The 12,989-nt window shown below is 74.0% G+C and carries 11 protein-coding genes; 4 read left to right on the top strand and 7 right to left on the bottom strand.

All coding sequences use genetic code 11. The annotated features are described in order from the left end of the window. Positions 1–34: 34 nt before the first annotated feature. Entirely contained in the window at positions 35–1,474 is a 1,440-nt protein-coding gene (locus ACFYTE_RS12625) for a PP2C family protein-serine/threonine phosphatase (protein ID WP_388708618.1), read from the bottom strand. A gap of 362 nt (positions 1,475–1,836) precedes the next feature. On the opposite strand from ACFYTE_RS12625, the gene ACFYTE_RS12620 reads away from it, so the two are divergent. Further along, entirely contained in the window at positions 1,837–2,250 is a 414-nt protein-coding gene (locus tag ACFYTE_RS12620; protein WP_388708616.1) for an SsgA family sporulation/cell division regulator, read from the top strand. 464 nt (positions 2,251–2,714) lie between these two features. On the opposite strand, the gene ACFYTE_RS12615 is transcribed toward ACFYTE_RS12620, so the two are convergent. The 3 genes from ACFYTE_RS12615 to ACFYTE_RS12605 form a co-directional block, all read right to left on the bottom strand. Beyond that, entirely contained in the window at positions 2,715–3,698 is a 984-nt protein-coding gene (locus tag ACFYTE_RS12615) for a Gfo/Idh/MocA family protein (protein WP_388708613.1), read from the bottom strand. 123 nt (positions 3,699–3,821) lie between these two features. Further along, complete coding sequence (locus tag ACFYTE_RS12610; protein WP_388708610.1) at positions 3,822–4,916, bottom strand: chemotaxis protein; 1,095 nt, start codon at positions 4,914–4,916, stop codon at positions 3,822–3,824. A 44-nt stretch (positions 4,917–4,960) separates the two neighbouring features. Further along, positions 4,961–5,350 carry a hypothetical protein gene (locus ACFYTE_RS12605; protein ID WP_388708608.1) on the bottom strand — a complete coding sequence of 130 codons (390 nt, stop codon included), beginning with the start codon at positions 5,348–5,350 and terminating at the stop codon, positions 4,961–4,963. Between the two features lie 695 nt (positions 5,351–6,045). On the opposite strand from ACFYTE_RS12605, the gene asnB reads away from it, so the two are divergent. Beyond that, complete coding sequence (asnB, locus tag ACFYTE_RS12600; protein ID WP_388708606.1) at positions 6,046–7,887, top strand: asparagine synthase (glutamine-hydrolyzing); 1,842 nt, start codon at positions 6,046–6,048, stop codon at positions 7,885–7,887. On the opposite strand, the gene ACFYTE_RS12595 is transcribed toward asnB, so the two are convergent. Next, positions 7,880–8,395, bottom strand: coding sequence for a DUF4232 domain-containing protein (locus tag ACFYTE_RS12595; RefSeq protein ID WP_388709113.1), 516 nt, complete (start codon positions 8,393–8,395; stop codon positions 7,880–7,882). The genes asnB and ACFYTE_RS12595 overlap by 8 nt on opposite strands. A 146-nt stretch (positions 8,396–8,541) precedes the next feature. After that, positions 8,542–10,110 (bottom strand): alpha/beta hydrolase, encoded by a 1,569-nt coding sequence (locus ACFYTE_RS12590; protein ID WP_388708603.1) that lies wholly within the window; start codon positions 10,108–10,110, stop codon positions 8,542–8,544. 239 nt (positions 10,111–10,349) lie between these two features. On the opposite strand from ACFYTE_RS12590, the gene ACFYTE_RS12585 reads away from it, so the two are divergent. Together ACFYTE_RS12585 and ACFYTE_RS12580 are read left to right on the top strand one after the other, a co-directional pair. Further along, the gene (locus ACFYTE_RS12585) at positions 10,350–11,066 is read left to right on the top strand and encodes a chaplin (RefSeq protein ID WP_388708601.1); all 717 of its coding nucleotides are present in this window, start codon (positions 10,350–10,352) and stop codon (positions 11,064–11,066) included. A 706-nt stretch (positions 11,067–11,772) separates the two neighbouring features. Next, a complete protein-coding gene (locus ACFYTE_RS12580) occupies positions 11,773–12,567 on the top strand; it encodes a GNAT family N-acetyltransferase (RefSeq protein WP_388708599.1) in 795 nt (264 codons plus the stop codon). A gap of 61 nt (positions 12,568–12,628) precedes the next feature. Here ACFYTE_RS12580 and ACFYTE_RS12575 read toward each other — a convergent pair whose 3' ends face one another. Then, a complete protein-coding gene (locus ACFYTE_RS12575) occupies positions 12,629–12,892 on the bottom strand; it encodes a GlsB/YeaQ/YmgE family stress response membrane protein (RefSeq protein WP_388708596.1) in 264 nt (87 codons plus the stop codon). Positions 12,893–12,989 lie beyond the last annotated feature (97 nt).

The raw sequence follows: 12,989 nt of genomic DNA, 5'->3' as shown, positions 1-12,989 counted from the left end.
TCGGTGCTCTTGTCGGTGCTCTTGTCCGTGCTCCCTAGGAAGAGAGTTTGGCGATGAGCAGGCAGGCGTCGTCCTTGCGGTCGCCCACGCCGAACTCCTCCACGACCACCCGCACGCAGTCCTGTGCGGTGCGCGCCGCGGCGAGACGCGGGGCCAGGCCGAGGAGGCGGTCCACGGCGTCCGTTCCGCCGTGCCCACCGGTCAGACCGTCGGTCCGCAGCAGGAGCAGGTCGCCCGGTTCGAGGGTCGTGACGGCCTGTCCGTAGGCGGCTGTCGGTGTCGCGCCGAGCAGGACTCCCTCGGGTGCGTCCAGCAGGCATCCCGTCCCGTCGCGGTACAGCAGCGGGGCGGGGTGTCCTGCTTGTGCCCATTCCAGGGTGCGGTCGGCGGGGCGGTAGCGGCAGCAGACGGCGCTGCCCAGCGCGGGTTGTGCGGTGGTCTCCAGCAACTGGTTCAGCCAGCTCATCAGCGGGCCGGGCCGGGTGCCGGCCATCGCCATCCCGCGCACGGCGCCCATCAGCATCGCCTTGCCCGAGCCGACGGTGACGCCATGTCCGGTGAGGTCGCCGACGCCCAGCACGGTGTCGCCGTCGGGGAGTTGGAGCGCGTCGTACCAGTCGCCGCCGGTCGGCGCGGTCGCCGCGGCGGGCAGCCGGCGGGCCGCGACGTCCAGGGATCCCGGCCCTCGGTGCGCGGGTCCCGGCAGGCCGTGCCACGGGGGCAGCACGGCATCCTGCAACTCGGCCGCGAACCGGTGCTCGGTCTGCGTCCGCTGCCGGTGGCGCTGCAACGAGTCCTGGCTCTCCCGCACCGTCCGCTGGCTGCGGCGCAGTTCGCTGACGTCGCGCAGTACGGCCCACATCGAGGTGGTACCGCCGTCGGCGTCCAGCACGGGCTCGCCCATCATGTGCACGGTCCGCTCGGAGCCGTCGGGCCGTACGACGCGGAACTCCCCGTCGATCGGCTTGGCGTCGACGAGGCAGTCGGTGACCATCGCCGTGAGCTTGGGGCGGTCCTCTTCGAGGACCAGGGACGGCAGTTCGTCCAGGGTGGGCGCGGGCGTGGACGGATCACGGCCGAGGATCCGGTACAGCTCCCCGGACCAACTGACCTCGTCCGTCAGCAGGTTCCACTCGGCGCTGCCGACCCGGCTGAGCAGCGAGCCGGTCGGCGCCTGGGCGGGCACCACCGGTTCCGCGGAGCGGTGCGCGGGTTCGGCCGGGGCGGGCGGCACCGGCGGCGGGCCGTCCCGCAGCTGTGCCAAGTGCACGTCCAGGTCGTCGAGTTGGTGCAGCGCCAGGTCGTACAGCGCGCGCTGCCAGCGCTCGTGCGGGTCCGTGCCGTCGCCGTGCGTGTCTCTGCGTACGGCGTCCACCTCGCCCTTCAGGCGCCGCGTCTGCGATATCAGCGCCTCGACCGAGCCGCGCCCCGGCGGCTGGGCGGCTGGGCGGTCCGCAGAGAGGTGGGACGGCATGACGCACTCCGATGCGGGGACGGTACGGCCGAGGAGGGCCGGGGGACCGGTTACGACTGTTGCACAGCCCGCGACGCGCTGTAAGGGATTTGGCAACACACGATACGGTGGTGCTTCTGGCATATGCCAGAGTCTTCACGTCGTGGTCGGCCGGTGTCATCGGCGTACCCGACGGGGCCGGCAAGTCGTAGTCCGGCTACGCGCGTTGACGGACCGTCAGGGCTGTCGGCACGGCGTCCGGCCACGTGTTCGACCTGGGGGCCTTCCTTCGTGCTCAAGCCTGTTTCGCACAGTGATGCACGTCACGTCGCACGGTGCCCCGCAACGTGTCATACGGCCGGGTCCGTCGTGCTCGTACCTACATGGACACCAGCATCCGGCAGCCCGCCCGCGCGCGACTGATCACGGCCGAGGACCGGGAGGTCCCCGTGTCCGCCACGCTTCGGTACACCGTGCAGGATCCGCTCGCAGTGTTCGTCGACTTCCCACCGGAGGCGGCCCTCGACGGCGAAGGCGTCACCTGGACCTTCGCCCGTTCCCTGCTCGACGCGGGGCTGGCCGGCCCCGCCGGAAACGGGGACGTGCGCGTGCGGCCGTGCGGCGCCACGTGCACGCTGCTGGAGTTCCACTCGCCGCACGGCGTCGCCCTGCTCGGCTTCGGCACCGGCGCGCTGCGCCGCTTCCTGCGGCGCAGCTACGCCGTGGTGGCGGCGGGCGAGGAGGACGTCGTGACGGCCGTCGAACGCGGGCTCGGCGCGCTGTTCGGCGGCGTGTGACGACAAGGCCGCCCGCGCCCGCGACCAGCGGCCCGCCGATATAACGGCCCGCCCCTGGCCGCGTCCCGCGGGCCCGGGGGCGGCGCCACAAGGCCCGCGCCCCGCGCCCGCGACCAGCGGCTGCGAGGTCCGCCGATATGACGGCCTGCCCCTGGCCGCGCCCCGGCGGGCCCGGGGCCCGCGCCACAAGGCCCGAGGCCCGCGCCCGCGACCAGCGGCTGCGAGGTCCGCCGATATGCCGGGGCCCGCCCCCTGGCCGCGCCCCGGCGGGCCCGGGGTCGGCGCCACAAGGCCCGCGCCCCGCGCCCGCGACCAGCGGCTCCGGGGTCCGAGGTGACGGCCCGCCCTCTGGTCGCGATCCGCGATCTGCGATCCGCGACTCGCGGACCCGTGCCCCGCGGGCCCGTGGTGACGGCTCGCCCCCTGGCCGACGGGCCGGACCGGTGGGCAGGCGGGGCGCGGGGTCAGTGACCGGGTTCGGCGTACAGGCCGGGCCGCGGGGCGAGTTCGACGGTCGTACGGCGGCCCGTCTTCAGCGCCCGGACCCCGGCCTCGGCGACGACGGAGGCGGCGTAGCCGTCCCACGCGCTCGGGCCGGTGACCCGTCCCCGGCGGGTGGCGTCGACCCAGGCCCGCAGCTCACGGTCGTAGGCGTCGGCGAACCGGACGATGTAGTCCTGCGCCACGTCCTCGCGGGCGCCGCCCCGGGCGGTGACCACCATGGTGTGCTCCTCGCCGATCCGGGCGCTGCCCGCCTCGCAGACGGCCTCGCAGCGCACCTGGTAGCCGAAGCCGCAGTTCACGAACACCTCCACGTCCACGAGGGCGCCCCGCTCGCTCTCGAAGACCACGAACTGCGGGTCGGTCAGGCCCCGAGGGGCACCCGAGGAGGACATGGGACGCAGCACGGTCACCGCGGTCAGCTCCTGTCCGAGCAGCCAGCGGGCCGCGTCGATCTCGTGCGACACGGAGCTGTCGATCAGCATGGCGCTGGTGAAGCCGGGCGGCGAGGAGACGTTGCGGTGGGTGCAGTGCAGCATCAGCGGACGGCCCAGACTGCCGCCGTCCAGCACGGACTTCAGGCGCTGGTACTCCGTGTCGTAGCGCCGCATGAACCCGACCTGCGCCAGCCGCCGGCCCAGCCCGGCCTCCGCCTCCACCACCCGCAGCGCCCCTGTGGAGTCGGGCACCATGGGCTTCTCGCACAGGACCGGCAGCCCGCGGTCGAAGGCGGCGAGCAGCGCCTCCTCGTGCGCGGGTCCGGGCGAGGCGATCAGGACCGCGCCCACACCGGGCGCGTCCAGCGCGGCCGCCGCCTCCGCGTGCACCGAGACGCCGTCAAGGCCCGCCACCGCCTCCTTCGCCCGCCCGGTGTCGGGATCTGCCACGGCGGCCACCCTGGCGCCGCTCACCACGTGAGCAAGGCGACGTATATGGTCGGCCCCCATGTGTCCGGCACCCAGTACCGCGACACCCAGCACCTCACCCATGCGCGCCCTCTCTCCCGGCCGATGATCACGCCGTAGCGTACGCGCCGGGGGAGCGGGCCGGCAGGGCCGTGCGGCATGCCGTCAGTACCGCAGCACCCCCGCGATGCCACGCGCGTCGTCCAGCGTGCCGTCCGGCACGAAGCGCACGTCGGCACCGGTCTCCAGGCACTGCTCGACGATCTCGTCCACGACGTCCTCGCGGGCGTCGAGGTCGCCGCTCTCGGCGGGGACCAGATGGTCGCCGTCGTCGCGGACGGTCACCCGGTAGTTCTCCTCGACGGCGAGCAGCCGGACCCGGCCCTCGCGCGCGTTCTGCCAGACCTCGTCGACACCGGCCGCGAACTCCTTGCGGCCACGGGCCGCGTCCAGCTCCCGGGCCACGCGGTCGGCGGCCTTCGCGGCCTCGGCGTCGACCACCGGCCGGATCGCCTGCCACACGGCTTCGGGGGTGTTGTTCGCCAGCCCGCCGTGCGGGATGTGGACGGCCTCCCGCGCGAGCCCGCCGACCTCGTCCAGCAGGGACAGCGCGGCCTTCTCGCCGGTGACGTACAGGGGCCTCGGGTGCTCGCGCAGCACCGCGGTCATCGCGATATCGGCCTCTCGCAGGAAGTGGCGGGTGCCCTCGTCGCGGAAGGTGCTCGGGAAGTTGCCGATCCGCTCCTGGCGTTCGGCGTCGAAGTTCTCCCGGTTGCGGGACAGCGGAAAACCGCCGGCCCGTGCCTCGACGACCCGGTCGCCCGCGCCGTTCCACAGGGTGACGTGGTCGGCGGAGACCGACAGCACCCAGAACGCCCGCTCGGCCGCCCGCGCCGAGACGAGGTTGCGGGTCAGGAAGGTGTCCGACAGCACCACCCGCTCCGGGACGGCACGGGCCAGCGACCACACCTGGTGCTCGCCCGGCGCGGCGAAGATCACCAGGCCGTCCTCGGAGTGCGTCAGGTCCACCTCGGTGAGGGCCCGGTCGAGCTGGTCGGCGACGTCGGCGCGTCGCTCCCGGGTCACCGCAGGGTCGGACTCCAGCTGCTTCTTGGCCTCGGCCAGCACATTGCGCAGCCGGACCGGATCCTGGGTGTTGTCGGGTTCGCGGCGGTGCGTCGGCGTCAGCACGGACACTGCGGGATACGGGCGCGGGCGCCGCAGTTCGGCGAGGATCGCGGGGCTGAGTGCGTGCTCCATAAGAGCACGATAGGGCGGATTCATGGATCGGGCATATGGGGTATTCATGGGCATGCCTTGTGGGTGCCCGCATGTCCCGAGCGGGCCCTCGCCGGTCCGGCACGGCCGACGGGTGCGGGTCGGGAGGCGAACCTGAGCAGGAAGGTGGTGGCGGGCTCGGTGGGTGCGGCGCCGTCGGCTGCACGGCTCGGCCGGTCCCCGGTGGTCGGGACCTGGTCGTCCGCCTCGGCGGACGGGAGCGGCTGACGGTCCGGCGCGTGCGGGCGGTCCGGATCCCGTCGGCGGCGGTGCGCGACGCGACGGTCGAACCCGACCGGTGGCACGCGCCGCGCGGCCCGCCGTGCTTCGACCGGTGGCTGCCCGACCGCTTCCGCGCGGGCGAGCGGCGTCACCCCGAGGGCCGCGATCCGCTCGCCGTGCGGGGGCGCGCGCACGGCTCGGCCGGTCCCCGGCGGTCGGGACCTGGTCGTCCGCCTCGGCGGACGGGAGCGGCTGACGGTCCGGCGCGTGCGGGCGGTCCGGATCCCGTCGGCGGCGGTGCGCGACGCGACGGTCGAACCCGACCGGTGGCACGCGCCGCGCGGCCCGGTCGTCGTGGTCGGCCTGGGCCCTCTGGTGCTCCCTGCGCCCGCCTCGTGGTCTTCGCCGGACGTTGGGGGATCAGGAAGGCGGTCCGTCCGCGGGGCGGGGCCGCACAGCGAGATCGCCCACGCGGCCCGCAGCTTCCAGGAACCCGGCCGTGCCCCGCGGCGACGAGCGACCGCGGAACCGGGCGCATCCCGGAGACCGGGTGCATCCGAAAGGAAACCCATCGTCACCTGAATCGGTGGGCGATGCGGTGGCGGACGGTGGCGTCGGGTGGTTTGGGGAAGTTTTTGCCCGTGGCCGGTTCCCGGCGGGCCGGGCCCGGCAGGGCCCCGGAACGCGGGCCTCGCCCGGGTAAACCGCGTCCGAAAGCGCGGGCCCGTCGGGCCCGCGCACGTTAAGCCCGCGTTGACCGACCCGGCCCCGCGGACCCACGCTCGTAACATAGATGCTCCATACAACTGGTTCGGTGGTCGACGGAACCCGCCTACGAAAACGCAGGTGAGCGAGGTACCGACGCCGGTCCGGAGGCAGGAGGAAAGGCATGTGCGGCATCACCGGCTGGGTTTCCTTCGACCGCGACCTGCATACCGAGGCCGCGACTTTGGATGCGATGACCGAGACGATGGCCTGCCGCGGCCCGGACGACCGCGGCACCTGGATCGACGGTCCCGCCGCCCTGGGCCACCGCAGGCTCGCCATCATCGATCTGCCCGGCGGACGGCAGCCGATGACGGTCACCACACCCGAGGGAACCGTGGCGCTGGTCTACTCGGGTGAGGCCTACAACTTCACCGAACTCCGGCAGCAACTGGCCGGACGCGGGCACCGCTTCCGCACCGACTCCGACACCGAGGTCGTCCTGCGCGGCTACCTCGAATGGGGCGACTCACTCGCCGAACGACTCAACGGCATGTTCGCCTTCGCCATCTGGGACGGCCGCCACGGCAAGCTCGTCATGATCCGCGACCGCATGGGCATCAAGCCCTTCTACTGCCACCCGACGCCCGACGGCGTCCTGTTCGGCTCCGAACCCAAGGCGATCCTCGCCAACCCGCTGGTCAGGCCCCGGGTCGGCCTGGACGGGCTGCGCGAGCTGTTCACCATGGTCAGGACGCCCGGACACGCCGTGTGGGAAGGCATGCGCGAGGTGGAGCCCGGCACCGTCGTCACCGTCGACCGCTCCGGCCTGCACACCCGCACCTACTGGCGGCTGGAGACCCGGCCGCACACCGACGACCGGGCCGCCACCGTGGCCCGCGTCCGCGACCTCCTCGACGACATCGTGCGCCGCCAACTGGTGGCCGACGTGCCGCGCTGCACCCTGCTCTCGGGCGGCCTCGACTCCTCCGCCATGACGGCGCTCGCCGCCCGGCAACTCGCCGAGCAGGGCGAGAAGGTGCGCAGCTTCGCCGTCGACTTCGTCGGACAGACCGACCACTTCGTGCCCGACGGACTGCGCGCCACCCCGGACACCCCGTTCGTGCACGACGTGGCACGCCTCGCCGGCACCGACCACCACGACATCGTCCTCGACGCCGAGGCCCTCGCCGATCCCGCCGTGCGGGCGAAGGTGCTGCGCGCCCGTGACCTGCCCGCGGGCTTCGGCGACATGGACTCCTCGCTCTACCTGCTCTTCCGGGCCGTCCGCGACCAGTCCACGGTCGCCCTGTCCGGCGAGTCCGCCGACGAGGTCTTCGGCGGCTACCAGCAGTTCTTCGACGAGGAGGTGCGAGGCGCCGACACCTTCCCCTGGCTGGCCATGTCGAACCGGCACTTCGGCAAGGACACCGACGTCCTGCGCCCGGACCTGGCCGGGAACCTGGACCTGGACGCGTACATCGCCGACGCCTACCGCACCGCCGTCGACGGCATCGGCCGCCTCGACGGCGAGAGCGACTTCGAGTACCGGATGCGCCGCATCTGCCATCTGCACCTGACCCGCTTCGTACGCGCCCTGCTCGACCGGAAGGACCGGATGAGCATGGCCGTCGGCCTGGAGGTCCGGGTGCCCTTCTGCGACCACCGGCTCGTCGAGTACGTCTACAACACGCCCTGGTCGCTGAAGTCCTTCGACGGCCGTGAGAAGAGCCTGCTCCGCGAGGCGAGCGCCGACGTCATCCCGCGGTCCGTGTACGAGCGGGTCAAGAGCCCCTACCCGTCCACCCAGGACCCCCAGTACGGCCTCGCCCTCCAGGAACAGGCCAAGGACCTGGTGGCCAGGCCCGACCACCCGGTCTTCGAACTCGTCGACCGGGACAAGCTCGACCTGGCCACCCACCGGGAGCTGCCCGCGGGCTCCCAGGCGGCCCGGCGCGGCCTGGAGCGCACCCTCGACCTGGCACTCTGGCTGGACATGTACGCGCCCGAGCTGACGCTCAGCTGAGCCCGATCGCCCGGTCCGCGGCCGCCGCCGACGGCTGCCACCAGGTCGTCACCGGCTCCCACACCCGCACGGCCTCGCCCGCGTCGATCTCCGCCGCCGTGAACGCGCGCCCCCGGTGGGCCGGGTCCGCGGCCACGGCGATCGCGTCCACCCGGCGGGCCTGCGGGTCCGCGGGGTCGGCGATGGTCCGCGCGGCGGCGTACGCGGTCCGGCCGGCACCGATGCGGTACCTGCCGTCCGCGCCGTCGGGCACCGGCACGGCCGCGCCGTCCAGGTCGCCGAAGGTGACCGTGGGGTAGCCGCCGACGGTGCAGGCACGGCCGGAACGGTTGGTGACATCGATCCGCACCACGGCCGGATCGGCGGGCACCACCGCCGCCCGCACGGTCAGCGACCGCTCCGGGCAGACGGTGTTGCGGGCGGCCGCCGCGCCGTGCGGCGCGACGAGCAGCAGGGACGCCGCGGCGAAAGCGACGGCCGGCACGGCCGCGGCGGTACGGATGCGCATCATGGATTTCCCCCTGGGTCGGTCGGTACCCCAACGGCGGGTCACACCCGCCTACAGGGTGTGACGGCCGGGAGGGCCGGGAGGTTGTGCCGGCCGCGGCGCCCGTCACCCGCCCGGGTCACCGCCGGCCGGCGCCGGGCGCGGTGTCACTCGGCCCGGTCCGCCGGGCAGGAACTCCCGTCGGCGGGCAGGGAGCCGTACAGCAGGAAGTCGTCGACCTTGCGGTGGACGCACTTGGAGGACGAGTAACCGGTGTGGCCCTCGCCCTTGTTGTCGAGCACCACTGCCGACGCGCCGAGCCTGTGGGCGGTCTCCACGGTCCAGCGGTACGGCGTGGCGGGGTCGCCGCGGGTGCCCACCAGGAGCATCTTCGGCGTGTCGACGTCCTTGACCCGGTCGCGGATGAAATCCGTGCCCTTGGGCCGCCCGTAACACATCAGCAGCTCCGCGAGCCGGTACCGGCCGAAGACCGGTGACGCCTTCTCGTAGTCGGCGCGCAGTCGCGCGATGTCCTTGGTGATCTGCCCGGCGCCGGGGCGGTCCGGGTCGTCCGCGCAGTTGACGGCCATCAGCGCCGCGGACAGGTTGTCCAGGGGGACGTCCGCCTCGTCCACGAGTCCGCCGCCGAAACGGTGTGCCGGCGCCGCCCCGCCGGCCGCGAAGGTCTGCACCCCACGCGTGTCGCCGTTGTCGACCAGGGAGAGCAGGGCGCGTTCGAGCGAGGGCCACAGCTCCTTGCTGTACAGGCCCTGCCCTATGGCGCCCACCAGATCCCGGCCGGAGAACCGGCCGCCGAAGCCGGTCGGCACCGGACGCGCGTCGAGCGAGCGCACCAGCTTCTCGACCTGCTGCCCGGCCGTGCGCCGGTCCCGGCCGAAGGGGCAGCCGCGGTCCTTCACGCACCAGTCCAGGAAGCCGTCCAGCGCGGTCTGCTGCCCCTCGGCGCCCGCCCGGCCCTGCTCGGACAGGGGTTCGGTGAGGGTGTCCACGCCGTCCAGCGCCATCCGGCCCACCTTCCCCGGGAACTGGGCCGCGTAGACCGCGCCGATCCGGGTGCCGTAGGAGAAGCCGAGGTAGTTGAGCTTGTCGTCGCCGAGGGCCTGGCGGATGACATCCAGGTCTCGGGAGACGTTGACGGTGCCTATGTGGGGCAGGACGGGGCCGGAGTAGCGGGCGCACTCGGCCGCGGCCTTGCGCAGCAGCGCGAGCAGCGCCTGGGGATCGGGCCGGCCGGCGCCGTTGCCCGCCGCGGCCGAGGCCTCGCCGGTGCCGTCGCCGCAGCTGACGGGCGAGGACCGGCCGACGCCGCGCGGGTCGAAGGTGACCACGTCGTAGCCGTCGGTCAGGGCCAGGTAGTCCTTGCCGGAGGCGGCGAGCGTGCTGATGCCCGCGCCGCCCGGGCCGCCGAAGTTCAGCAGCAGGGAGCCCTGCGACCTCCCGGTCGCCGGGCGGCGGGCCAGCGCCAGGTCGAGGGTGCCCGCGCCGGGCAGCGCATAGTCGAGCGGGACCGTTACCTTTCCGCACTGCAGGTTCTTGGCGGCCGCGGTGCCCCCGCAGGCCGACCAGGTGACCTTCTGACGGTAGAACCGGGTCAGATCGGGCTGGGGCGGTGCGGTGGTCCCCGAGGTCAGTCCCGCGCCGAGCAGCGCCAGCGCGACGGCTCCGGCACCCGCACAGCTCCGGACGGTGGGCCGCGTGGACAGCTTGGCCAGCATCGATGCCTCCAAGGGTGCCCCGCTGCGGGCCGGGGCAGCGCTCCCGATCACCATAGGCGGCCCGCGGAATGCTCGCCTCCGGACGCGGTGGAGGGCGCATTCGAGGGGCTTCACGAAGGGTTCGACAACCGTGTCGCTCGATGGAGTGAAAGGCCGATAAGCCATAACTCGGATGGCTCAGCCGCGTTTAATCCGGTGCGGGCGAGCGCCCGTGACCATGTCAGGAAGGCAGGGAGCCGATGAAACGGCTTACCCGAAACGGTGTGATCGCCGTCGCCGCCGCCTCCGGCGCGATGGCCGTGACGATGCCGGCGCACGCGGACTCCGCGGCGGACGGCGCCGCGGTCGGCTCGCCCGGCGTGATCTCCGGCAACAGCATCCAGCTCCCGGTGCATGTCCCGGCGAACGTGTGCGGGAACACCGTGAACGTGGCGGGGCTCCTCAACCCGGCCGCGGGCAACACGTGCGCCAACGAGGGCGGCACCGGCGCCGGGAGCGGCGGGGCGACCCGATCGGGCGCGGGCGGCTCGTCCGGCCACGCGGCATCCTCGGACAGGGCGGCCTCCTCGGGCGGGGCGAGCGCCCAGGGCGGAGGATCGGACTCGCCGGGCCTGCTGTCCGGGAACACCATCCAGGTGCCGGTCCATGTCCCCGTCAATGTCAGCGGCAACACCGTGAACGTGGTCGGCGTCGGCAACCCGGCCGTCGGCAACGAGTCCGTGAACGGGCACCCGGCGAAGCCCACCCCGCAGCCGCCCGCCGAGCCGCCCACGACGGTCCCGCCCCGGGCGCACCACTCCGTCGCACCGGAGCCCCTCGGCGCCGCCCAGACGGCCGACGTCGCCCTCGCTCACACGGGCACGGACCTGACCGGCCCCGCGCTCGCGGCGAGCGGGGCGCTGCTGCTCTCGGGCGCAGCTCTGTACCGCCGCTACCGCCCGGGAGCACGGCGCTGACCCTCCCCGGGGCCGCCGCCTCCGCCGGACGCCGACCGGCGGAGGCCCCGGCCACGATCCCGGAGGACGGAACCCCGCAGGACGGAACCCCGGGGGACCGGACGTGGCCCACGGCCCTTCCGGCACGGCCCGGCGACACCGCCCGAGCCGGCCGGCGTGCTCAGGGCCGACGCGCCGGACAGACCCCGGCCCCGTGGAACCTCAGGAGCCGGCCGACCAGTTGCCCGGACAACGCCGCATAGCCGATCCGGCCGAGCCCGGCCCGGGGCATGCGCCGCCGCGCACATCGGGCAGCGAGGACGGTACCGTCCGCGGGGATCAGGACCGAGCCGAACGGCTTGCCGCCCGCCCCCGACGCTCCGGCAGCCGGCTCCATCCACCGCCGCAGGTACGGCGGTTCGCCTCCTTCACCACGTTCACCACGGCGTACGCCCCTTCTCGGGGCACGGTTCCGGGCGCACGCCACGGCCGTCGGACCCGCCGGGGCCACGCGATGCGGTGGACGGCGCGCCGTGACGCCCCGCCGGGAAGGCGTGCCGGTCCGCCGGGAAAGCGTGCCGGTCCGGCAGGGCGACCGTGGTGAGCGCCACCGCGACCGGCTGAGCGCGTATCTCGTGGCGGTCCGTCCGGAGACGGACGCCCGCGCCGGGCGCTGACCGCGATCAATTCCGTTGCCGTGCCGGCTCTTCGCTGCTGAAGTGGGCGCATGGATCATGCCGCGGTACTCGCCCGATACGACCAGGACATGCGCAGGGACGCACGGCCCGACGGGCCGGGTGCCCGGATCGAGCGCACCGCGGAGGTGGTCCGGCAGGTCGCCCCGGACCACGGCTGGAACGGCGTCCTGTGGTCCGGCCTGGACAGCACGGACGGGACGGACGCCGACGCGGCGATCGCCGCGCAGATCGCGTACTACGGCGCGCTGGGCCGCCCGTTCGAGTGGAAGCTGCACGGCCACGACCTCCCCGCCGACCTCGGATCCCGGCTCCTGGCCGCCGGGTTCACGCCCGAACCGGAGGAGACACTGATGGTCGCGGAGACCGCCGAGGTGGTGGCGCTGACCGCCGGCGCCGCACCGCCGGAGGGCGTCCGCGTCCTGCGGGCCGACGACGCGGCCGGCGTCGAGCGCATGGTCGAGGTGCACGAGAAGGTGTTCGGCGCGGACGGCAGCGGGCTGCGCCACCGGCTGCTGGCCCGGCTCGCCGCCGACCCCGGCTCGCTCATCGTGGTCGTCGCCCTCGCCGGGGACGAACCGGTGAGCGCCGCCCGGCTGGAGCCGGTGCCCGGGACGCGGTTCGCCGGGCTGTGGGGCGGCGGCACCCTCGAACACTGGCGGGGCCGCGGCCTCTACCGCACCCTGGTCGCCCACCGCGCCCGGGCCGCCGCGGCCCGCGGCTACCGCCATCTCCAGGTCGACGCCTTGCCGATGAGCCGTCGTGTCCTCGAACGCCTCGGCTTCCACGCCCTGACCACCACGACGCCCTACCTGTACGGGAGGTAGCGCCCGCCGGCGGCCGGGCCGGGCCCGGTCACGGCCGAACGCGGGCGCCGGCGCCGGTGGTTCAGCGGCGCGCCCGTGTCCGGTCCAGGGCCGCCACGCCGACCGCGGCGAGGCCGATCTGGATGAACCACTCGATCCAGTCGGGTCCCTTGGTGTCGGCGACGCCGAATGCCGCGGCGATCGCCGAACCCAGCAGCGCGGCCACAATGCCGACGACGATCGTCAGCACGACGCCGATGCGCTGCCGGCCCGGGACGACCAGCCGTCCCAGCACACCGATGACGACACCGATGACGATGGCACTGATGATGCCTGAGATCTCCATCTCCACCCCTCTTCGTCGCGTTCCCCCGCTGCTGTGCAATGTGCCCGCTGGATCCGGAGACAGTCCGCCCCGCCGAGGGTCCGGGCCTTGTGTTCAC

The sequence above is a fragment of the Streptomyces sp. NPDC004629 genome, from assembly GCF_042873595.1.
Classification (GTDB): domain Bacteria; phylum Actinomycetota; class Actinomycetes; order Streptomycetales; family Streptomycetaceae; genus Streptomyces.
This window is presented reverse-complemented; position numbering and strand designations above follow the sequence as displayed.

Excerpts from the sequence above, each read along its gene's own strand:
- ACFYTE_RS12595 (WP_388709113.1), bottom strand. The coding sequence starts at position 8,395 with ATGCGCATCCGTACCGCCGCGGCCGTGCCGGCCGTCGCTTTCGCCGCG.
- ACFYTE_RS12615 (WP_388708613.1), bottom strand. The coding sequence starts at position 3,698 with ATGGGGGCCGACCATATACGTCGCCTTGCTCACGTGGTGAGCGGCGCC.
- ACFYTE_RS12575 (WP_388708596.1), bottom strand. The coding sequence starts at position 12,892 with ATGGAGATCTCAGGCATCATCAGTGCCATCGTCATCGGTGTCGTCATC.
- ACFYTE_RS12580 (WP_388708599.1), top strand. The coding sequence starts at position 11,773 with ATGGATCATGCCGCGGTACTCGCCCGATACGACCAGGACATGCGCAGG.
- asnB (WP_388708606.1), top strand. The coding sequence starts at position 6,046 with ATGTGCGGCATCACCGGCTGGGTTTCCTTCGACCGCGACCTGCATACC.
- ACFYTE_RS12620 (WP_388708616.1), top strand. The coding sequence starts at position 1,837 with ATGGACACCAGCATCCGGCAGCCCGCCCGCGCGCGACTGATCACGGCC.
- ACFYTE_RS12610 (WP_388708610.1), bottom strand. The coding sequence starts at position 4,916 with ATGGAGCACGCACTCAGCCCCGCGATCCTCGCCGAACTGCGGCGCCCG.
- ACFYTE_RS12590 (WP_388708603.1), bottom strand. The coding sequence starts at position 10,110 with ATGCTGGCCAAGCTGTCCACGCGGCCCACCGTCCGGAGCTGTGCGGGT.
- ACFYTE_RS12625 (WP_388708618.1), bottom strand. The coding sequence starts at position 1,474 with ATGCCGTCCCACCTCTCTGCGGACCGCCCAGCCGCCCAGCCGCCGGGG.
- ACFYTE_RS12585 (WP_388708601.1), top strand. The coding sequence starts at position 10,350 with ATGAAACGGCTTACCCGAAACGGTGTGATCGCCGTCGCCGCCGCCTCC.